This window comes from Dyadobacter sp. CY347, from assembly GCF_021502655.1.
Classification (GTDB): domain Bacteria; phylum Bacteroidota; class Bacteroidia; order Cytophagales; family Spirosomataceae; genus Dyadobacter.
In genome coordinates, this window is sequence record NZ_JAKFFT010000002.1 from 829816 (window position 1) to 850248 (window position 20433).

Genomic DNA, 20433 nt, shown 5'->3' on the forward strand with positions numbered 1-20433 from the left:
ACAATTTATATCAAGCAATATGCCCAGTTCTGGTTTCGATAAGTTGTTTTAAATAGCCAACTATCGATTCTTCTCCGAACATTGCGATTGCTTTCGATGAAGATTCCTCGATGTCAGTTTTATTCTTTTCAAACCAGGATCTGGCTTCAGTAATTGCTTTTGCAAATGCGGTTACTGAATGATCAACAAACAATGTGCCCTTGGCCAACTCTTCAAAACCCGTGAAAGACAATTCAGTAGATATGAGCATTCGCCCACTAGCAATAGACTCGATCACTTTGAACGGAAACAGGCCATCCTTAAACTCTGCAATGGGGGTATGAGGGTTCAGAATGATATCACAGTCAGCGATGATTTCCATTAATTCTTTATCGTCAACCATGCCATGATAAACCAATTTGTCAGGAGTTTTTTGGCTTTGTTCTGTGAATAATGTAGACAGAGACCCGGATCCAGTTACATGCAATACAAAGTTGGACGACAGCATATCAGGAAGTGCCAGGACAATATCCGCACCTTTTTCTTTACTCAAACCTCCAAAGTATCCAATCTTCAAAGCTCTTCCACTCTTGGCAAAAGGCTCATTATTCTGTGCGATAATGGCTAAGCTTTTTGGAACGACTCCTGGCAACAGTGATACGTTAGAGCAGAGCGGTCTGACAATGTTCCTGACGTTAGCATTAATTGCATAAACCTTTTCAAACTTGCCGATACTTATGCGCCAAAAAAGATAATCGATCCACGGCTTAAGACTACCGCCACGATTGCGAGAAAAATGCCAATCTTCGAATTCAAGTATTAATGGGGCTTTGTATTTTTTTGAGACTTTATTTGCAAACAACATCTCGAATGCGTACGCATTATAGAACCAAAATAACTCAGGTGCTTTTCCCGTTTGCTCCTCAATTTCAAGTTGTTCTACAACTTCATTTATATTAACTAGATTTAGTAGTTTTCCAACCGCTCTGCGCTGTATTGTTGGGGGCAATATTTCAGTAAGTGATACTCCGTCAATTACAATTTTTCGCTTTACTAACGCATTTTTTTCCAGAGCGTTGTGAGCGGAATTGATTAGTATTATGTCATTTGAAAGTTTAGACAAGACGGAAATTACAAAGCGAATTTTCTTCGACGCGCCCAAATGAACATCGCCAGATTTATTATATCCCGTATATGGTGCAACTAGAACAATCATGAATATTGATTTATTGGGCTTGTTGGGTAAAATACCCGTCTCTTTTTCACAAGCTGTGGAGTAGTATAGTAAGCAATCATAACCGATATAATTAAGTTTACAGGGTAAATCTCAACAATAATCAAGGGAATGGAACACAACAAACTCATGACAAAAAACACAGTCAAATCATCTTTCTCCTTTTTCAATACATACATAACAAGCATAAACAGAATGATCAGAAAGCCTATGAAAAATATCAGCCCGTAGTTTGTCAGCATACTTGTAAAAAGCGAATCGGAAATGTAAGCGTCTCCGTTAGAAAATAAGTTCTTATTTAGGTTAACAGCAGTGTTTGTAGCCTCTCCGAATCTTGATGATATCAGCTCAACATTTGTGAATTGGCGAAGGAAAATATCTATTCGGGTAGAAAATGAGATATCCGAGGAACCTTCCTGCCGTCCGCTTAATAAATCGAGATTAAGAAATAACGCTAAACCAACTGGTATAGTCCCCAGAATCCATACCAGTTTATGCGAACTTTTCAAAAATAGGGGAGAAACGAGCAGTAAAATAAGAACCGCAATTCCAGTTGAAGACATGGAGAGGAACACACTGGCAATGCATATTAAATATATAAATAGTTTAGCTTTAGACCCGAATGCGGCAAAGTAACGAACAAGGAAGAATGTGAAACATGCCACAACTCCCGCCATGCTAGCATTTGAGAAAAAACCTGAAACACGACCGGATAACCCAAATTGGTTGAAGCCTCGGATCGCAGGCATATTGTACATCTCGTAAATTTGCGTAACGAAATTAAAGCATATAAAAATAGACATAGCGAGTGCCAGACGTCTTAAAAGATTTAGATCGATTAATCCTATTAACAAAAGAGACGTGAAAAAAGGTAAGCTCCATCTTAAACCTGCCACGGCTGTAAACAGGTTTCCTGATGAGAAAATGAAAACAATTACGGTAAAGGACAATAGACAAAGAAGTACAAAAAAGATATGGCGGGGAATCCCATTTTTTATATGATAAATGGAAGCCAGGATTAGCAAAATCACAAGCAGGCCTTCTTTGGGAGCTTTATAATAAATAATAGGCAGAGGAGATTCTATCAAAAGAAAGGTACACACCTCATTAATTCCAAAAAATGGAGTGAGGTAAATTAGGAGTATGATGATATTGGATATTGCCTTTTTCATATTATATACGATTAGGATCGAAGTCTTAATTATACCAAGCATTATTGCTTGGAAAGATAGCAATGCAGTCAGCCTACAACAGCCGGAGGTTCAGGGTTAAACTTTGGATCTCGAACATCTCCGATCACTTTCGCGGGGTTACCGCCTACAATGGCCATAGCAGGCACGTCCCGAACTACTACCGCACCGGCACCAACAACTGCGCCTTCACCTATCGTCACTCCTTTCAATATAATTGCACGAGCACCGATAAACACATTTTCACCAATATGAACTGGCTTACTTGGCACATATCTTGGGTCTGTCCTAAAATCAGGATGTATAGAATGAGCGTCATTGTCGGTTATGACGCACCCACTTCCTAACAGTGTTCTACTTCCAATAGTTACTTGTTCAAAGCAGGATATACTGACCCCCGACATCCCGACATCGTCACCAATACTTATACAAGCAAGCGGCTTGATTGCTTTAATTGTGACTTTCTGATTCACACCAAGAGAATTGTACTTTGGATCACTGCATGCAATCCAGTTTTTTCCAATTTTTAGCTTTGCCTTTGGGTGAACAAAAATAACGGGGGTTCCATAAAGGCGCCACGTAGAGCTCCAATAACCTATTTTAAGCAACGAATAGACAATATCCCTAGGGTATCTCCAACAATAAAGGAGCTGTAATACTTTGTTTTTCAGATCTCTTGAAAGTTGCATTGCCTGATCGGAAGTTATTGAATTGAATATCGCTTAGATTAGCTCATCATAGATATTAAAAACTCTCCTTGAGTTTACCGCATTATCAAATCTTTCGACAGCTATTTTTCTGGCCTCATTACCCATTTCCTTCCTTAATTCTACATCTGTTCCAAGCTTTTCACAACAGATACAAAGTTCGTCCAACGTATTATACAGCAAGCCAGTTTTCTTGTCAATAATTAATTCATTCACCCCTCCAACGTTCGCTCCAATGCTTGGCTTGGCAATGGCACATGCTTCCACAATGGAGCGGGCAAAGTGTGGCTCCTTAAACGGCACCACCATTATGTCACTAGACGCGATGAGCTGAGGTACATCACTTCGAAATGGTAATAAATGTATCTGGCCATCATCTTTTACACTTTCAACTACATCAAGGGTGTACCTGTCTTTTGCGTTATCTTTTAAACCAGCCAATACAAAATGAAAATTCGGATATTTTGCAGTTAGCTTTTTTGCAGCTTTAACCAGTAATTTGGTTCCATTGCTGGAACTGTATCGGGCGAGATATAAGAATAAGACTGAGTTATAAGGCAGATTTAACTCCTCTCTTATCAAGTTAGCCTTAATTAATGGGTTATACTGTTCAAAATTGACAGCATTATAAATGACTTTCATGTTGTCTCTAACTTTCATGCTAGCACCTGAATAGGAGTCAATCGCAATAAAATAGTCGACAAAAAAATAGCAAAAATACTTAATCAGCAATGCGGAAATTGAATATTTTAGAAGTGGTTCCCTAATATGGCAAACAGTTTTTATTTTTATATTTAAGAATTTTGCAGCCATTGCCACAATAAAAAGAGAGGAAGAGTTCAGATGAATTAGGCTAGGGTTAACTTCTTTGATTACCTTAATCGTCTGGATAAAAGATTGCGGGATCCGTACAAAATTATTTAAAAACAATTTAAGCGTCATTCCACTGACTGTAGAACCGTGAAAGGGGAAAATTTTCTCGTTTAAAATAATGTTAATGGGCATTTTTTTAAAAACGTCCAGTCCTGGTCCGTTTGCAATACATAGCAGCGAAACATCATATTTCTCTTTATCCACTTTGTCAATCAAGAAGGATAAGCTCCTAGGGGCACCTCCGAGATTTCCACTATGGTGGACGTAAAGAATTTTTCTCCTGGGATCGGACATCATTGATTTAATACCGTTTTTATTTCTTGCCACATACGTTCGCTGGAAGAAGCAAGCGTTGAATTAATTTCTGTGAGCTGTTTCCTGATTTTATTGTTTGTTTCGTGATCAAGCAATGCTTCAATTTTTGATAATATTAAATCACTTGGCTCTAAAAAACTAAATTCTTTTAAGCCATAGTCTTCAAACAACATTTCATACTTGTGAAGCCAGGAAGTACCAATGGAAGGAACATTTGAAGATAGTGCTGATGCAAGTGCATGAAAACGTGATCCGATCATAAATTCTGCCTTAGCAATTATTGATTTAAGTCGAACGGGATCCTCTTCTACAAAAAACGTCACCCGCTTGCTCAACGAGCTATCTAATTTTGCAACGATATCCTTGCCTACCTTTGCATCACCACTAGTACCTTGTGCATGTATCAACAACAGTACGTTCAGATCGCTCTTCTTTAATATAAAATCAATCGCATTAGCCATAGTGTCGACGTAGCTGTTTGTCCAACTTGCGGATGCCTTATCAAGCATTCGCTCATTAGGCACTATCGCAACAAAAGGCAAGTTGATTTGCCCATCTTCTATTGCTATCTTTTTGTAAAAAGTTAATGTGATATCTTGATATAACTTGATATTACTTTGCTCGGTTTTAATAGTATCAGTTATATAAGTATAAGATTGTCTGTCTCGTGCAATCAACAAATCTACCTCACTAACAACTCTGGTAATAGACTCTTTCATTCCGCTTTTCTCGAAAGACCCAAAGGCCTGGGGAAACAGGATAAACTTAGTTCCTTGGCTTTTCATCTTACGTGCGAATACTGCCAAATTGTACAAAGGCAACGAACCCCACTTATCACCGAACGCAAATCCTGAGATGTCAAAAACAGCATCAATGTCCCGCAATTCAATAGTCCCTTTTGCAACCTTTCCTTTCAGTTTCAGTAGCAGAGAAAAAAACCATGGATATTTTAGCAAATAGTCGAAATTCTTCCCATTACCATAATGATATAATGGATAGTTCAGCTTTTCTATTCCAAGCTTCTTCAGCTTATCATCATTTCCTAGTAACGGACTTACTACTATGGTTGCATTAGGTATGAACTTCCCGATCGAAAAGACCAGACTTTCAAGCATCAGTTGAGCACCTTTATTACTGAAATTAGCTCCGGTTATTAAAATGTTCATTCAGATAATTTTTTACGTTCGTTAAAAAGTAAGGCAGATTTGTTTGGACGCTTAGCTGAAAAAGGTATTTTACCATCATCGAGTGGATATCCCAAGCCAATCATCATAACAACTATCTCGCTTTTATCAATATTTAAAACCTTCCTCAACTGAGCCTCTCTGTCAGGGAGGTTTGGCCAGTTAATGCAAACTGTCCCCATACCAAGAGTTTCCGCGGCATATAAAAAGCTCATAATACTCAAGCTTGAATCAATGACCGGAGCATTGATATCTCGCACGTCAAAATATCCGTCATACCGCCCTAGAACGACCATTATTGACGGCAGAGAATATCCAGACACCCCACCCGGTATAGCAGCGAGTTTATCAACAATAGCTTTTTCATTATAGAACAAAAACTGGAACGCCTGACGATTACATGCACTAGGGGCGTATTTAGCAATCTCGTAAGCTTTCCGCACTAACTCGATATCAACAGGTTCCGGATGAAAGTACCGAACACTCCTTCTGCGGACTGAAAGACTGAGAAGATCTTCATAGTTGACAGTTATTGGCGGGCGGGTCGATGAATGGTATGGTACTGAATTGACGTAGTCAAAAGAACTTGATATTTGCTCAAAATCGTTTTTGATCAGTTTTAATTTGTCACTTAGCTTGACGGTTTTGAAGTAAAGCTTCAAGACAGATATAGCCCAATTTAAGGTATCGTCATCAATTACATCCTTCGAGATAGCTGATTTTAAAAACTGTATTGTTTCTACAATGTAGTCTTCGGCAAACACCTCTTTTGCAACCGGGTAAGACAAACCTTTTTCCAGTCGGTGAATGTTTCTTCTTAGGTTGAAAAGTGTCGACTGTCCACTAGTATTTAATTCAATTCCATGCTTTAAAGCAGCAAATTTAAATCGTAACTGGTGTAAAGTCTTAAACTGCCAAATGCTTGTTGACTTACTCATTGCAAATGAAGTAAGTGCTTTTGTTATACTTTTGACTTTTTTTATCATAATTTCATTTTGTCAAGCCCCAACTATCAGTTCGGGCTGCTCTTTTGCTTTCCTGAAGTCTCGAATAGTAGCTAGAATTTCGGATTTCATCCTTAGCCAAATCAATGCTGCATAAACTAGTATTATAATGACCGCTGCAACGATATAATTTGTGTCATACCATAAAAGGGTATAAGCAACCACTGCGGAACCAAGGGTAGCAAGAACGGGTGTCGCTAATGCTTTGCAAAATTCCATTGAGGAAATTTTCAGACTTAGCAACTTATTGAAGGTGTACTGCGCTAATAAAACGGCAAACACTTTATTTGCTAAAACTGCCCAGGCTGCTCCATTAATTCCCCCGTAGTAGATTCCAAAAGCCAATGACGGTAAAAAGATCAATGCTTTTACTATTTGCAATTGTAGTTCTAATTTAGCGAAGCCCAATCCTCTTATCAGCACGGTATTGCTATTTACCATCATAGAAAACAAAACTGAACCGGCAAGTATTTTTAATGGGTCGATGGTGTCAACCCATTTACTTCCAAATACTTGGTAAATAAATGGTCCGCTGAATACAACAAAGTATAGCATAATAGGATATATTATAATACAATTGTATTCAATCACTTTTAAGTAGTATCGCTTTACCGCAGAGGAGTCGTTTTGTTTTTTTCCATACAGTGGATAAAGTACTGTATTCATTACTGTTGTCAACCTATTTCGAAAAGTATCAGTTAATACAAATGCCAATGTGTAGGAACCTAATAAGGTAGCATTTAGTAACTTACCAATGATAAGATAGTCGATATTGCCAATTATATAATTAACAATGCTTGTCAAAGTTGTGAGCATTCCGAATCCGAAAATCTCTCTAAAGGCCAAAGTCTCCCAAATGAATTTGGGAGTCCACTTCGTTGCCCAGAAATATAATGGCATTGCGATAACAATGGAGGCCACAGAATTAAATGCAAGCGACCAGATGCCAAATCCTGCAAAAGCAAGTATCAGCGAGATCACTCCGGAAGTGACGTTGGCTATATTATCTATAAAAGCCATCTTTTTAAAGTTCATTTGCTTAGTTAGCTGAGCTTTATGAACTAAATTAATAGGGCTTGAAAGAATACCAAGACTAAGAACAGGGATGAGATCCTTTAAGATTGGTTCGTTATAGTATGAAGCTACAAAATCGGACAACCCAAAACTGATCAGCAGGTATAGTGACGTAGACCATAACACTCCTGTCCAAAATGCAGTGTGGAAATGGGCATTCCGTAGGTTTTGATCTTTCCGTTGTATTAGGGCTGCACCAATACCAATGTCATTTAGAACCTGGACAAAACCGGTGAAAACAGTAGCCATTCCTACGACACCGAACTGCTCCGGAAAAAGTATTTTGGCCAGCACAAGCCTAATGGCGAATGTTAGTGACTGATTAATTACCAGCTGTAAACCACTCCAGAATACTCCCTTAATGACTTGGCTTTTTGAGTTGCTCATCCTTAATCCTGCCTGAAAGTGATCATTCAAAGAAATTCATTACGCCGAAACCTTCCTTCAACAGCAACTGATCCTTTTGAAATAAGCGAAGATCTGACGATGCCATATCTTCTATTAATGTATCCAAAGTGTGTTTTGGCTTCCATCCCAATTTTTCCTGTGACTTAGTTGGGTCGCCAATAAGCAGTTCAACCTCTGTCGGACGGTAATATCTTGGATCTATTTTTAACACCGTTGTACCAGGCTGCAAGTGAGGGCCATATGCAATGCCAAGCTCTGACAACCGAGAACTATCTACAGATGCTATTGTACCAATTTCATCAGATTCCGAGCCTGTGAATTGTAGTTCAATACCAAGGAACGCAAATGTCTTCCTGATAAATTCTCTAACTCGGGTAGTAACGCCGGTCGCGATAACAAAGTCCTCAGATGTATCCTGCTGAAGTATTAAATACATGGCTTCGACGTAGTCTTTTGCATGTCCCCAATCTCTCTGGGCGTCTATATTTCCCATATATAGGCAATCCTGCAGCCCCAATACAATTTTGGCTGCTGCGCGGGTAATTTTGCGGGTAACAAACGTTTCGCCTCTTAATGGAGATTCGTGATTAAACAGAATTCCATTAGAAGCAAACATTCCGTAAGCTTCTCTGTAATTCACCGTGATCCAGTATGCGTACATTTTTGCAACTGCATAGGGTGATCTTGGATAGAATGGGGTGGTCTCAGATTGAGGAACAGCCTGCACTAAGCCATAAAGTTCGGACGTTGACGCCTGGTAAATTTTTGTTTTTTTAGTCAAGCCCAAAAGTCTGACAGCTTCTAAGATTCGAAGCGTTCCTATACCATCAGCATTTGCTGTATATTCTGGAATTTCAAAACTCACTTGCACGTGGCTCATTGCCGCCAAATTATAAATTTCGTCCGGCTGCACTTCCTGGATTATGCGTGTCAAGTTCATGGAGTCTGTCAAATCACCGTAATGCAATTTGAATCTAGCGTCAGTGACGTGTGGATCTTCATAAAGGTGATCGATACGATCAGTATTGAAAAGAGAACTCCGTCTCTTAATACCATGCACGATATATCCTTTGCTTAATAAAAGCTCAGTAAGATATGCACCATCCTGTCCAGTTACACCAGTAATCAACGCTATTTTTGACATCTTTTTTAAGTTTAATGACTATTGATTTAATATATTTTAAACAATGAGCATAAGGCTCAGTTAACAGCGTACAACTCTTGATTCTGTAAAAAATCATTGTATGCCAAATCTATTCCTTCTTTTAGTTGGATTGTGTGTTGCCAACCTAGCCCATGTAGGGTAGATACATCCATCAATTTTCTAGGCGTACCATCAGGTTTCGATGTATCCCATCTAATTTCTCCTTCATAACCCACAGCTTGTGCAACTAGTGTAGTTAGGTCCTTTATTGAAAGGTCTTGCCCGGTACCAATATTTACAAATTCTTTGCCGCTGTAGGTCCGCATCAAAAATAAGCAAGCGTCTGCAAGATCATCGGCAAATAAAAACTCTCTCATAGGCGAACCTGTACCCCACGCTGTCACAAAAGGTTGGTTTTCTTCTTTCGCTGTATGAAATTTCCGGATTAAAGCCGGTAATACATGCGAATTATTTAAATGATAATTATCACCATAGCCGTACAAATTTGTAGGCATTACACTAATAAAGTCACAGTTATATTGATCTCGATACGCTTCACATAGTTTTATTCCCGCAATCTTAGCGATTGCATAAGGTTCATTCGTTTCTTCCAAAACTCCTGTAAGCAGATACTCTTCTTTTAATGGTTGGGGAGCCATTTTGGGATAAATGCAGGAAGAACCCAAAAACATAAGCTTAATAACATTATTCAAATGAGCTTGATGAATGATGTTTGCCTCGATCATTAAGTTTTCATAAATGAAGTCAGCTCTATAGGTGTTGTTCGCCACAATTCCACCAACTTTTGCTGCTGCCAAAAACACGTAATCGGGCTTCTCTTCGGAAAAAAAATCTGCAACCGCTGCTTGGCTACGCAAATCTAACTCCGAAGAGGTACGGGTTAGAATATTTTCATATCCATTTTTCCGTAATGCTCTCGTAATGGCTGACCCAACCATGCCTCTGTGGCCAGCTACATATATTTTAGATAATTTGTCCATTCGTTTACAGATTCAATAGTTTTCTGATATTCGATTCTTGATGATTCAAAAAGCCTGATAAGTAAAGCCATGATTGAAGTTTCGAGGGTGCACTTACAATGTTGACAGGTCACTTAATCAGTTTGGCACTTGAAGGTCAGATACTTTTCTGGCTATATGTTTAAACAATCACTTAATTCCTTTTGTCAAAACTGACGCACGTGAACAAGCCGACATAGCAAGTTTCGACTACTGCCAATGTCATGTCTGAAGAAATAAATGATTAGTAATTAGGCTGGATGACATCCGGGGCCCCTCCGGAAAAGAGTAGCAAGACTCTGCGAATATCGATACCCGCTTAGGTGTAAGAGTGTTCTGTTCATATAACGTTGAGAGAATGTGACGATTTTATATCAAATCGATTTGTATAGAAATACATTTCGTTTTGCTTTTCTGAAAATAATTCAATCTTCAGTATGGTGCAAATTTAAAATTGCATTTTGTACTTAAATACAATTTTAAATTTGCGTAGTTTAATTTTTAAATATGATCACTAACTCCTTGTGATCATTTTCCTCAATTTTGTTTCAATGGTCTGGATTTTGCTCTCTGGTTCATCGCCATAATATCCATATCCATATCCGCCATATCCATATCCGTATCCATATCCACCACCGTATTTAACACCGTTGAAGATTATAGAAAGATTGGTAAATCGTTGGGCTCTTTGCAAATCGCCAATTCGCTTTAAATGATCCAGCAGAGTGTAATTAAAACGCACCAGATATAATGTGGCATCTACGTATTTCTCTATCAGAGACGAATCTGTTACAAGACCGAAAGGAGGCGAATCGATCAAAATGTAATCGTACTGCTCACGAAGCTCTTTCAACAGAATCGGAAGTCGGCCGTTACTGATAAGCTCAGACGGATTAGGAGGGATCGGACCACTTGTCAGCACATCGAACTTTGGATGAACCCCACTTGGTTGAATGAAGTCCTGCGGCGTTCCTTGGCCAATTAAGCAATTGGAGGCCCCAGTTTTATTTGAAACCAGCAGACGCTCGTGAAGGGTAGGCTTTCTTAAATCTAATCCAATCAAGAGAACTCTTTTGTCAGAGTAAGCTAAACTTGCGGCAAGATTTATACTAACAAAGCTTTTACCTTCACCTCCAATGGATGATGTGAACATAATAGTTCTGCAATTTCCATCCCCCAAATATTGCAAGTTAGTGCGGAGAGCCCTGAATTGTTCTGCAACAGCACTTCGGCTTGTCATTTTAATAATCGCATCCTCGCCAGGCTGATCCTTGGTAGTCTTCATCAGGCCTATTTCCCCCAGCACAGAAGTTCTTGTTGTGCTTTCTACTTCTTCCCGATTCTGTACTGTATTGTTTAGTAGTAAGAGTAAATTGATGAGCAACAAGGGAACAAGTATACCCGCCGCAGTAGCACCAGCCCACACGATCAGTCTTTTTGGTTTTATCGGAACAAAAGACGCGATTGGCGCATCAACTAATCTGCTATCCGTTACAGTTGCAGCATATCCCAATGCAGTCTCCTCTCTCTTTTGAAGGAGGTAGAGATATAGGCCCTCTTTAATACTTTGTTGACGCTTAATGCCAACATACTCACGTTCTTTTTGCGGAATACTGCGAAGTCCGGCAGAGAAGCGGGCGTTAACACCCTCTAAACTACTCTTAGTTACATCCAATCCACGTTTTAGATTCTGAACGTTTTCTCTTATAGCTTGCCGGGTATTTGCAATTTGAGTATTAATTGTACCTAGTAGCGGATTGCTTGCCTGTGTAGTCTGAGCATATTTTTCTCTCTGAATTTGCAAGTCGTTATATCTTGTCAAAAGTGAGACAAGTATAGGATCGTTAATCATATAGGTAGCAGGAGCAGGCGAACCGTCACCAGCATTTTTTATATAATTATCAACACTTTCTAAAACGCTAATCTTAATATTTACATCATTAAGTTGCGCGTCGTTTTCTTTAATGTTTTGCAGATAAAGATTAGATTCAGCACTTATGTCTGTGAGTCCTTGATTTTTCTTATAGGACTCAACATCCTTTTCAACATCTCCCAATTCCCCGGTTATCAGACCTAATCTGCTTTCAATAAATTTCAAGGTGTTGCTAGCTTCGCTATTCTTATCATTAAGGGATGATTGTACATATACATCCAATAACTTGTTCAAGACGTCCTTGCCGCGCTGTATGGAGGTATCCTCAAAACTGAGCTCCAGAACGGTACTTTTTTGATTAGGTTTTAATATTTCAAGCCTTTTTAAAAGGATGCCAGTCAGGGTTTTAACATCTTTGAAGTTAACATCGACATCTTTGAAGGTTGACTCTGCTCCCTTTTGTATTGAGAACAAACCCCACGGATTGCGAAATTTTTGACCGAATTTATATTTGTTTGTCTCATCATTTATAGTAAACGATTCATTGTCTATAACATGAATTACCAATGGATTTTCATAAGCAAATTCCGAAATCAGCTCAGGCTTTATAATGATTGGACTTTGTTTGTAGAGATCAATCGTTTTTAGGCCGTCGGTAGTCTCATAATTAATGTCCAGGGATAATTCCCTGATGGTCTGTTCCATTAATGATTGAGATTTGAGGATTTCAATCTCATTCTCGACCAATTTATTTCCTCCAAATTGAGCCATTTCCTCTATGATGTCATTTCCGCTTCCAGAAATTCCCTTTTGATCGTCTTTGATAAGGAGTTTCGCTTTGGCTAAATAGACTGGCTGTGTGATCTGAAGAAAAAAGAATGCTGATATAAGCGCTAAGGCTAAGCAAATTGGGAACAAAAACCAATATCTAACATAGCCTCTGATATAGGAATGAAGGTCAAATTTCTTCCCTTGCTCATCAATTTGATCTTGATGGAATTCGCTACTTTGATTATTCATACTAAGGAAATTATTTCTTTGTTGAGTTTTCTAGTGATAACACACTTCCAGAATACGGGGAATTGTGATTATCTTAATCTATAAATAACAAGTGTTAGTGCGGTTACCACACTGAGGAACAAAGGGGCCAGCTGAATTGTCCTGTCGGTTGTATTCATGCGAGCTTTTATCGGCTCAACATAAATTACATCGTTCTTATGCAAATTATAAAAAGGGGATTCAAATATGTCCCGAGATGTTAAGTCAATTCTCGCATATTGACGCTCACCCATTTCCTCTCGGATGATCATAATATTATTGCGTCTCCCATAGATCGTGAGATCACCTGCCAAACTCAGAACCTCTGGTAATGTAATTTTTTCATCAGGAATCACATAAACCGCAGGGCGGTTGACCTCTCCCAAAACTGAAACTTTGAAATTTATATTTTTGATGTTGACTGAAGGTTCCTTCAGATAAACCAACAATCTGTTACGGATGGTATCAGCAGCGGCCTGCATTTTTAATCCTTCTACGTGAATTTTGCCTACCAGGGGGAGCTCGATATTTCCCTCACTGTCGACAAGATAACCGAAAGGTTGTCTTGCATTATTACTTCCGGTTCCATAGCTGATCGATGTTGTAGAAAACTCATTTGCCGCATTAAATATTGAGTTAGCCTCAGGGCTCAAGCTTCCGACAATAATTGATAGCATGTCACTTGTAGCAATTTTGGGGACGTAATTCTGCTGAATTTTCGACGCTGAGTAGCGCAACGTATCGCCTTGGAAATATACAATCGACTTGGGAGATACACAGGATGTTGTTCCTGCGATCATCGCAATAAAAGCAAAAAGTAAAATGAATGTGATTTGAGAGAATCGCTTAGTGCGTAAGATCATGAGTTAACGTGAGTATATTAAATTACTAAATTAATTTGTTGTTATTCAGCTGATTGTCCTTGGGAAAACAGTCATTTAAGAATCAAAATTGCTACTCTTAATCTCTATTACTTTATTATACGGGCTTAAAGTACAAATGCGAGGGGAAGGTATTTCTTTCTATTGTGCAATAAATGCGAAATCAGTATTAATGACAAATATAGAATAAATTCAATTATCATCATTAAATATTTATAAGTTTTTCATTCTGAAAAGGATAATCCGTTACCCAGTTGTGTTTGTTGCTCTTCTGAATTAGCTCTAAGTGCTGAATTTTGTGAGCATCAGTCCCCAAAAAAGTAATGAGATTGTTTTTTAACAGCCATTCTGCCATCTTCAAAATATTGTCTCCGTAGTAACCAGTTAGTGATAAAATGTTCACTTGTAGCTCACAACCGCCATCTGCCAGTTTCTTGTAAACGGAAGGGTCTGAGTAGAAATAGGTATAACGCTCCGGGTGAGCTAGAACAGGTTGATAACCCTTGCTGATGATAGAGAACAGATTCTCTGATGTGTTCATCAGAGGCGTAGAGTAGGGTAACTCTACAAGCAGACGATTCCCGGGAAGTGTCATTAAACGTTGCCCCGACGCAAGCATTTCGTTGAAATGCTCATCAATGAAGTATTCGGCAGCGGCATCGATCTGGATTGATAGTCCTGCCTTTTTAGCACCTTGTCGAACATCTTCCAGTCCTGCCTGAATAATCTCTGGTGTATTTCTGTAGCAGTCCCACATAACGTGAGGACTTGTAACGATTTTAGAATAACCAAGAGATTGCATTTTAGCAGCCATCGCAACAGCTTCATCAACTGTTTCGACGCCGTCATCAATTCCTGGTATGATATGGGAATGTATGTCTATACCGATATGGGCTAAACTTACCTCCTTATTTTTCTTTTTGTCGAATAACCAGTTGAGCATATCAATTTCGATCCGTGACTTGGTGCTGTTAAAAGATCAACTAAGCCCGCCGATCGGAATTTTTGTTTGTTTGAAATTAGGACAAATTTAAGATAAAAAAAATGACACTATACAGAATCATAACCTGAAAAATTTTACGAAAATTTAGAAATGTAAAATTGTATTATTCTTTTGTACGATTCTTTGTATTACATGTAAGAAATAGTTTTTGCATTTCCGCAGTGCTTAAATGCCTCGATAAGTCGGGGGCTATCAAACTTCACTTCACCGTATTCTAACGGTCCTAAATAAGAGTAGTTTTCACCCAAAACCCGATTTAAATAAAAAGACCAACCAACACCTGCATCCAACCATTTTTACCTTTCTTATGAAAAAAACATTAAAAACACTACTCCTAACGCTCGCTCTAAGCCTGAGCCTGCAACTTACCACCTTCGCCCAGGATGGCTGGATTTCCATCTACAACGGTAAAAACTTCGATGGCTGGAAAATCGGGGCCAATGCAAGTTCTTTCACGATCGTGGATGGCAACATTCAGGTAGCAGGCCCGCGGGCGCACTTGTTCTACGACGGCCCTGTCAAAAACCACATGTTTAAGAATTTTGAATTCAAAGCAACGGTAATGACTAAGCCGGGGGCAAATTCGGGAATCTTTATTCACACTGCTTATCAGGAAGATGGCTGGCCTTCACAAGGTTATGAAGTGCAGGTGAATCAGTCGCATACGGATTACAAGCGCACGGGGAGTTTATATAACGTGGTTGATGTGAAGGAAACATATGTGAAGGATAACGAATGGTACACGGAATACATCAAAGTGGAAGGCAAGCACATTACCATTAAGATCAATGATAAGGTTGTTGTAGACTACGAAGAAACGGATGTGGACAAGAGAGAAGGCGATATGAAAAATAAATTCCTTAAAGCCGGTACATTTGCTTTGCAAGCGCATGACCCTAAGAGCGTTGTGCTTTATAAGGACATTATGGTGCGTCCGTTGACTGAATAAATTGTGCAAATAAACGTTCCATAGCAACATGGAGGCGAATTTTATATGATCGTACCTGAGGAAGTGGCCATGCAGTTTGTCCAGGGGCGTAAACCTGCTCGGGTCAGGTGCATGCTGAATGGTCATGTCGATTTTCAATGTGCGATCCGGCCGAAGGGTGGGGGAGGTTTCTACATTAATATAGGAACGCCGCTCAGGCAACAGGGAAAACTGGTGCTCGGGCAAAAATTGCATGCGGAAATCAGGCCGGATGATAGTGAGTTTGGCCGGGATGTGCCAGAAGAACTGCAAGAATTGCTGGAAATGGACGAGGAAGGGAAACGCCTCTTTTATGAATCCTTGCCTAGTCATCAGCGCGGCATCATATATTATGTTGCGGGCGCAAAGTCGGTTCAGGTTCGTATTGACCGCGCGATCATGATGATCAACCGGTTGAAGGTTAAATAACATTCTTATTTCATTTTCAACATTGGTTCGCTAACGGCCGAGGATATACATTTCCCGACCTTATCTCACCCCCACTTTTCATTTTCAGCAGGATATTTTTTATATTTGTTCAAATCAAGCGGTTTGCTGACTGGGAAATATTGAAGTCAGCTCTTTTTTTAACGCGTCCGTAGTCACTTAAACCTATGGACTTTACAAGCTGAATTTTGAATTTCAATGAATTTGAACTCCACGAAGACGTGCTCAACGCCGTGGATTCCATGAACTACCAGCAGGCAACACCTATTCAGGAGCAGGCAATTCCTTACATTCTTGGCGGCAAAGATCTGCTCGCCTGCGCCCAGACGGGTACAGGAAAAACAGCTGCTTATTTAATTCCTATCCTTGATAAGGTTGCCCACGAAAACAACGGGAACACCGGCGCATTGATCCTTGTACCCACGCGCGAGCTTGCCGTTCAGATCGATCAGCAGATCCAGGGGCTGGGTTACTTCGTCGGCGCAACCAGTATTGCGGTTTACGGTGGTAACAAAGGTCCGGAATGGGACCAGCAGAAAAAGGCTTTGACCCAGGGAGCAGACATTATTATTGCAACTCCCGGAAGACTTATCGCGCATTTGCAGTTGGGATATGTGACCTTCGGGAATGTGAAGCATCTGGTGTTGGATGAAGCTGACAGAATGCTCGACATGGGTTTTCTAAGTGATATATTAAAGATCATGAGCTTTTTGCCCGCAAAAAGACAAACGCTCATGTTCTCAGCCACAATGCCGCCAAAAATCGGCGAATTGGCAAAACGGATTTTGCAAAATCCTGAGGAAATAAGACTTGCCGTTTCACGTCCGGTTGACCGGATCGATCAGCAGTTTTATATGGCAAAGGATGAGCAGAAATTGCCTTTATTATTGCACTTGCTTAGTCAGGTTGAAAATACAAGTATGGTGCTGTTTACCTCGCGCAAATCTACCGTGGAGCCGATTGTAAGGGCATTGAAAAAACTGGGGCTTGCTGCAAGAGGGATTTCCTCTGATTCCGAGCAGGCTGACCGCGAAATTGTATTAAGGGATTTCAAAAACAGACAATTTCCGGTGCTTGTAGCAACAGACGTGCTTTCACGGGGGATTGATATTGATAACCTGAGCCACGTTGTGAACTACGATGTGCCCCGCGACCCGGAAGATTACGTTCACCGGATCGGCCGGACCGCCCGAGCTGAAACGAAGGGCACGGCGATCACCTTTATCAATGAGCAAGATCAAAAATACGTATTGAAGATTGAAAGGCTTTTTGAAAAAGAAGTTGAAAAGCAATCCATAACCCAGGATTTGGGACTTGGGGACGCTCCGGTATTTGAGCCGCGGCGTTTCAGGGCAGCCGGTGGCCGCAAGCCAGGCCCGGGCAGCAAACCCGCTAATAAGCCGTCGGGAAGACCTAAAAGACGTAAACCTAATAAAGAAACCAAAAATCCTACTCAGGCCTAGCCTGTCAGCGTTTGTCGAAAATGACGCAGCAAAAGCATCAGAGATATAACTATATCAATTTTTATTTTAAGGATATAAATGATATAAATGTGTTATGCCTTTTTTGCTTTTCTTTTGCTTAGTTTTTAAGTCGTCATGGATAAACTAAAATACCGTACTATTGGACCGTTTGATAGATTGGATAAGGAACCATAGGTTCAGCGTCACAGATCCGCCCATTGTATCAATGGAGGGTTTGTTCTCCTTGCTGTTGCTTTTGCTGTTAAGCCTGGTTGCTGTATTCTTTCACCTAATCCGTATTTTCTTTAATTCCCCCGTTGACTTTTCAATGGACTGGAATTTATTTTTAAGTTGGATTCCGCTGATCACCGCCTTCCTGGCCGACAACTTTACAAAACGCTTCGGCAGCATTCCATTAACGCTGATCATTTTAACCACAATCTGGCTTGCATTCTTCCCCAATGCGCCTTACATGATCACCGACCTGGCACACTTAACCGTTGATTATCAGCGGGATCTGACCTGGCATGATGTAATTATGCTCTTCTTTTACGCAGAAGTTAGTCTTTTCAATGGTCTTGTGTCATTATACTGGATTCACCGCTCGTGGCGGCGGGTTTTTACAAGACGCGTTAGCATTACATTTCTGTTGCTAAGTCTTCCGCTGGCTGGTTTTGGCGTATACTTGGGAAGGGTAAGGCGCATGAACAGCTGGGACATTATCCACGATCCCAGGGCCATCCTGAACAACCTGATAGAAAGCTCCCTGGATCGCACTGCCTGGGTTTTTAGTATGGAAATCGGCATGCTGCTGGGGATTTTGTATTTGGTACTTTGGGTTATTGTCCGTTTCCGGATCAGGTATAGCAAGAAGAACCAGGCTGTAGAGTAGGGATTTAGTCATGAAATCAATGTCATTTTGATATGCAAATATCCGATAACGTTAAGGACTCTTATTCATCACAATATAATGATGACTCCGTCTCGTGGCGCAACACCGGGGCCAAATACAAGGCACAAAATATAGTAGCACTTTCCAGGCACATCAATTTTAAAAATGTGCTCGAAGTAGGCGCAGGGGAGGGAAGTATCCTTAACTGGCTTTCACAGTGGGATTTTTGCCAGGATCTGAACTGCGTGGAAATCTCCGAAAGCGGGATTGGCCTGATAAAATCCAAGCAAATCAAAAACCTCAAAGATGTCCTGCTTTTTGACGGATATCACATTCCTTATCCCGACAACCATTTTGATCTGGTGATCTGTTCGCATGTTTTGGAGCACGTCGAGCATGAGCGCATGCTGTTGAGGGAAATAAAACGGGTTTCAAAATATCAGATTTTCGAAGTGCCGATTGATTTTTCTTTTTATGTAGACAAAAAAGTGAAGCATTTCCTTTCCTATGGGCACATTAACATTTACACGCCTGCCTTGCTGAGGTTCCTGCTGATGTCTGAGAACTTTCAGATCAAAAAGGACATTTGCCACCTTTACGATGATGAAGTGATTAAGCCACTTTATAAAAACAATCCGTCAGCGTTTTATATAACTAAAATCAAACATTCCATCTTGCGGATGTTTCCATATCTGATGGGCATCAAACCCAATGCCTATACAGTGCTAACGGAGAAGACGGAGAAGGATCTCTCTATATTTTAAGTGACAGAGCCGACACATCCTCACCTCCAAATCCTTTACCAGGACGCAGATCTGGTTGCGATCAATAAGCCAAACGGACTACTCGTTCATCGCTCACCCATAGCGGCCGATGCAGATGTTTTCGCAGTCCAGATCCTCAGGGACCAGCTGGGGCAAAAAGTATATCCCGTTCACCGGCTCGACCGAAAGACTTCCGGCGTACTGCTCTTTGCGCTAAATGAAGAAATGAACAGCCTGATGCAGCAACAATTTCAGGAAGGCAAAGTTGGAAAAACCTACCATGCCATTGTCAGAGGTTACACCCCGGATCAGCTTGACATTGATTACCCACTAAAAAAAGAAGACGGCACGATCCAGGAAGCCTTCACCTCACTTCGAACCCTGGCAAGAACAGAAGTAGATTTTGCCATTGGACAACATCCGACATCACGCTATTCCCTGGTCGAACTCAAACCTACCACCGGCCGCATGCACCAGCTTCGCAAGCACATGGCCCACATCTTTCATCCCATCATCGGCGACAGGCCGCATGGATGTAATAAGCAGAACCGGTATTTCAAAGAGCAGCTGGGGATGAGTACAATGATGCTGCATGCGACTTCCATACATTTTCAGGCACCACAAAAAGGCAAAGAAATGCACATCAATGCGAACTTTCAGCCAGATTTTTTAACCGTTTGCCAAAAGCTATCATTCCAAAACCTGGTTATTGATGAACCGGCCGGATCTAATCAGTTCAACATGATCCCAGGACTTACTTCGCAGCGCTAAAACCTTCAATCTCCCTAAGCATCACCAATGATCTGACGACAGGATCCCAATCCTTTCCACGGAAGATTATTCGCAGCACCAACAATTATATCACAGAATTATAAGCTTTTTTTTAATTTGAATTCTTGCGATTAAAAACATCAATCATGCATAGGTGTAGGAAGCCCACATTGGCTTCCTACACCTTTCGCCATTTCAGTAAT

18 protein-coding genes are annotated in these 20433 nt (G+C 40.4%); 6 read left to right on the top strand and 12 right to left on the bottom strand.

What is annotated here, in order from left to right:
* Positions 1 to 10: 10 nt before the first annotated feature.
* The 12 genes from L0659_RS04235 to L0659_RS04290 form a co-directional block, all read right to left on the bottom strand.
* Complete coding sequence (locus L0659_RS04235) at positions 11 to 1195, bottom strand: glycosyltransferase (RefSeq protein ID WP_235124406.1); 1185 nt, start codon at positions 1193 to 1195, stop codon at positions 11 to 13.
* On the bottom strand, positions 1192 to 2385 hold the full coding sequence (locus tag L0659_RS04240; protein ID WP_235124408.1) for a hypothetical protein: 1194 nt from the start codon (positions 2383 to 2385) through the stop codon (positions 1192 to 1194). The genes L0659_RS04235 and L0659_RS04240 overlap by 4 nt, the downstream gene beginning before the upstream one ends.
* 68 nt (positions 2386 to 2453) lie before the next feature.
* Positions 2454 to 3092: an acyltransferase gene (locus L0659_RS26365; RefSeq protein ID WP_304488758.1), complete on the bottom strand. Its 639-nt coding sequence runs from the start codon at positions 3090 to 3092 to the stop codon at positions 2454 to 2456.
* A gap of 33 nt (positions 3093 to 3125) precedes the next feature.
* A complete protein-coding gene (locus tag L0659_RS04250) occupies positions 3126 to 4310 on the bottom strand; it encodes a glycosyltransferase (protein ID WP_235124410.1) in 1185 nt (394 codons plus the stop codon).
* Entirely contained in the window at positions 4277 to 5464 is a 1188-nt protein-coding gene (locus L0659_RS04255; RefSeq protein WP_235124411.1) for a polysaccharide pyruvyl transferase family protein, read from the bottom strand. The genes L0659_RS04250 and L0659_RS04255 overlap by 34 nt, the downstream gene beginning before the upstream one ends.
* Positions 5461 to 6468 (bottom strand): nitroreductase family protein, encoded by a 1008-nt coding sequence (locus L0659_RS04260; protein ID WP_235124412.1) that lies wholly within the window; start codon positions 6466 to 6468, stop codon positions 5461 to 5463. The genes L0659_RS04255 and L0659_RS04260 overlap by 4 nt, the downstream gene beginning before the upstream one ends.
* Positions 6469 to 6480: 12 nt before the next feature.
* Positions 6481 to 7947 carry a lipopolysaccharide biosynthesis protein gene (locus L0659_RS04265; RefSeq protein WP_235124413.1) on the bottom strand — a complete coding sequence of 489 codons (1467 nt, stop codon included), beginning with the start codon at positions 7945 to 7947 and terminating at the stop codon, positions 6481 to 6483.
* A gap of 22 nt (positions 7948 to 7969) precedes the next feature.
* On the bottom strand, positions 7970 to 9112 hold the full coding sequence (gene gmd / locus L0659_RS04270) for a GDP-mannose 4,6-dehydratase (RefSeq protein ID WP_235124414.1): 1143 nt from the start codon (positions 9110 to 9112) through the stop codon (positions 7970 to 7972).
* A gap of 56 nt (positions 9113 to 9168) precedes the next feature.
* Entirely contained in the window at positions 9169 to 10113 is a 945-nt protein-coding gene (locus L0659_RS04275) for a GDP-L-fucose synthase (protein WP_235124415.1), read from the bottom strand.
* Positions 10114 to 10645: 532 nt separating this feature from the next.
* A complete protein-coding gene (locus tag L0659_RS04280; RefSeq protein WP_235124416.1) occupies positions 10646 to 13024 on the bottom strand; it encodes a tyrosine-protein kinase in 2379 nt (792 codons plus the stop codon).
* 68 nt (positions 13025 to 13092) lie between these two features.
* Positions 13093 to 13905, bottom strand: coding sequence for a polysaccharide biosynthesis/export family protein (locus L0659_RS04285; protein ID WP_235124417.1), 813 nt, complete (start codon positions 13903 to 13905; stop codon positions 13093 to 13095).
* A gap of 223 nt (positions 13906 to 14128) precedes the next feature.
* On the bottom strand, positions 14129 to 14866 hold the full coding sequence (locus L0659_RS04290; protein ID WP_235124419.1) for a tyrosine-protein phosphatase: 738 nt from the start codon (positions 14864 to 14866) through the stop codon (positions 14129 to 14131).
* A gap of 367 nt (positions 14867 to 15233) precedes the next feature.
* Here L0659_RS04290 and L0659_RS04295 point away from each other — a divergent pair, with 367 nt between their 5' ends.
* The 6 genes from L0659_RS04295 to L0659_RS04320 all read left to right on the top strand — a co-directional run bounded on the left by L0659_RS04295 (position 15234) and on the right by L0659_RS04320 (position 20230).
* A complete protein-coding gene (locus L0659_RS04295; RefSeq protein ID WP_235124421.1) occupies positions 15234 to 15875 on the top strand; it encodes a DUF1080 domain-containing protein in 642 nt (213 codons plus the stop codon).
* Between the two features lie 45 nt (positions 15876 to 15920).
* The gene (locus L0659_RS04300) at positions 15921 to 16322 is read left to right on the top strand and encodes a YdeI/OmpD-associated family protein (protein ID WP_235124423.1); all 402 of its coding nucleotides are present in this window, start codon (positions 15921 to 15923) and stop codon (positions 16320 to 16322) included.
* 206 nt (positions 16323 to 16528) lie between these two features.
* Positions 16529 to 17803, top strand: a complete 1275-nt coding sequence (locus tag L0659_RS04305; protein WP_235124424.1) for a DEAD/DEAH box helicase — start codon at positions 16529 to 16531, stop codon at positions 17801 to 17803.
* Positions 17804 to 17963: 160 nt separating this feature from the next.
* Complete coding sequence (locus tag L0659_RS04310; RefSeq protein ID WP_235124425.1) at positions 17964 to 18695, top strand: DUF1361 domain-containing protein; 732 nt, start codon at positions 17964 to 17966, stop codon at positions 18693 to 18695.
* Between the two features lie 32 nt (positions 18696 to 18727).
* Positions 18728 to 19459, top strand: a complete 732-nt coding sequence (locus tag L0659_RS04315) for a class I SAM-dependent methyltransferase (protein WP_235124426.1) — start codon at positions 18728 to 18730, stop codon at positions 19457 to 19459.
* Positions 19460 to 20230, top strand: a complete 771-nt coding sequence (locus L0659_RS04320) for a pseudouridine synthase (protein ID WP_235124427.1) — start codon at positions 19460 to 19462, stop codon at positions 20228 to 20230.
* The last annotated feature ends 203 nt before the right edge of the window (positions 20231 to 20433 follow it).

What these genes read in the sequence shown, in the direction of transcription:
- L0659_RS04260 (WP_235124412.1), bottom strand. Translation starts at nt 6,468, where the DNA reads ATGATAAAAAAAGTCAAAAGTATAACAAAAGCACTTACTTCATTTGCA.
- L0659_RS04290 (WP_235124419.1), bottom strand. Translation starts at nt 14,866, where the DNA reads ATGCTCAACTGGTTATTCGACAAAAAGAAAAATAAGGAGGTAAGTTTA.
- gmd (WP_235124414.1), bottom strand. Translation starts at nt 9,112, where the DNA reads ATGTCAAAAATAGCGTTGATTACTGGTGTAACTGGACAGGATGGTGCA.
- L0659_RS04285 (WP_235124417.1), bottom strand. Translation starts at nt 13,905, where the DNA reads ATGATCTTACGCACTAAGCGATTCTCTCAAATCACATTCATTTTACTT.
- L0659_RS04280 (WP_235124416.1), bottom strand. Translation starts at nt 13,024, where the DNA reads ATGAATAATCAAAGTAGCGAATTCCATCAAGATCAAATTGATGAGCAA.
- L0659_RS04235 (WP_235124406.1), bottom strand. Translation starts at nt 1,195, where the DNA reads ATGATTGTTCTAGTTGCACCATATACGGGATATAATAAATCTGGCGAT.
- L0659_RS04315 (WP_235124426.1), top strand. Translation starts at nt 18,728, where the DNA reads ATGCAAATATCCGATAACGTTAAGGACTCTTATTCATCACAATATAAT.
- L0659_RS04300 (WP_235124423.1), top strand. Translation starts at nt 15,921, where the DNA reads ATGATCGTACCTGAGGAAGTGGCCATGCAGTTTGTCCAGGGGCGTAAA.
- L0659_RS26365 (WP_304488758.1), bottom strand. Translation starts at nt 3,092, where the DNA reads ATGCAACTTTCAAGAGATCTGAAAAACAAAGTATTACAGCTCCTTTAT.
- L0659_RS04265 (WP_235124413.1), bottom strand. Translation starts at nt 7,947, where the DNA reads ATGAGCAACTCAAAAAGCCAAGTCATTAAGGGAGTATTCTGGAGTGGT.
- L0659_RS04295 (WP_235124421.1), top strand. Translation starts at nt 15,234, where the DNA reads ATGAAAAAAACATTAAAAACACTACTCCTAACGCTCGCTCTAAGCCTG.
- L0659_RS04275 (WP_235124415.1), bottom strand. Translation starts at nt 10,113, where the DNA reads ATGGACAAATTATCTAAAATATATGTAGCTGGCCACAGAGGCATGGTT.
- L0659_RS04240 (WP_235124408.1), bottom strand. Translation starts at nt 2,385, where the DNA reads ATGAAAAAGGCAATATCCAATATCATCATACTCCTAATTTACCTCACT.
- L0659_RS04255 (WP_235124411.1), bottom strand. Translation starts at nt 5,464, where the DNA reads ATGAACATTTTAATAACCGGAGCTAATTTCAGTAATAAAGGTGCTCAA.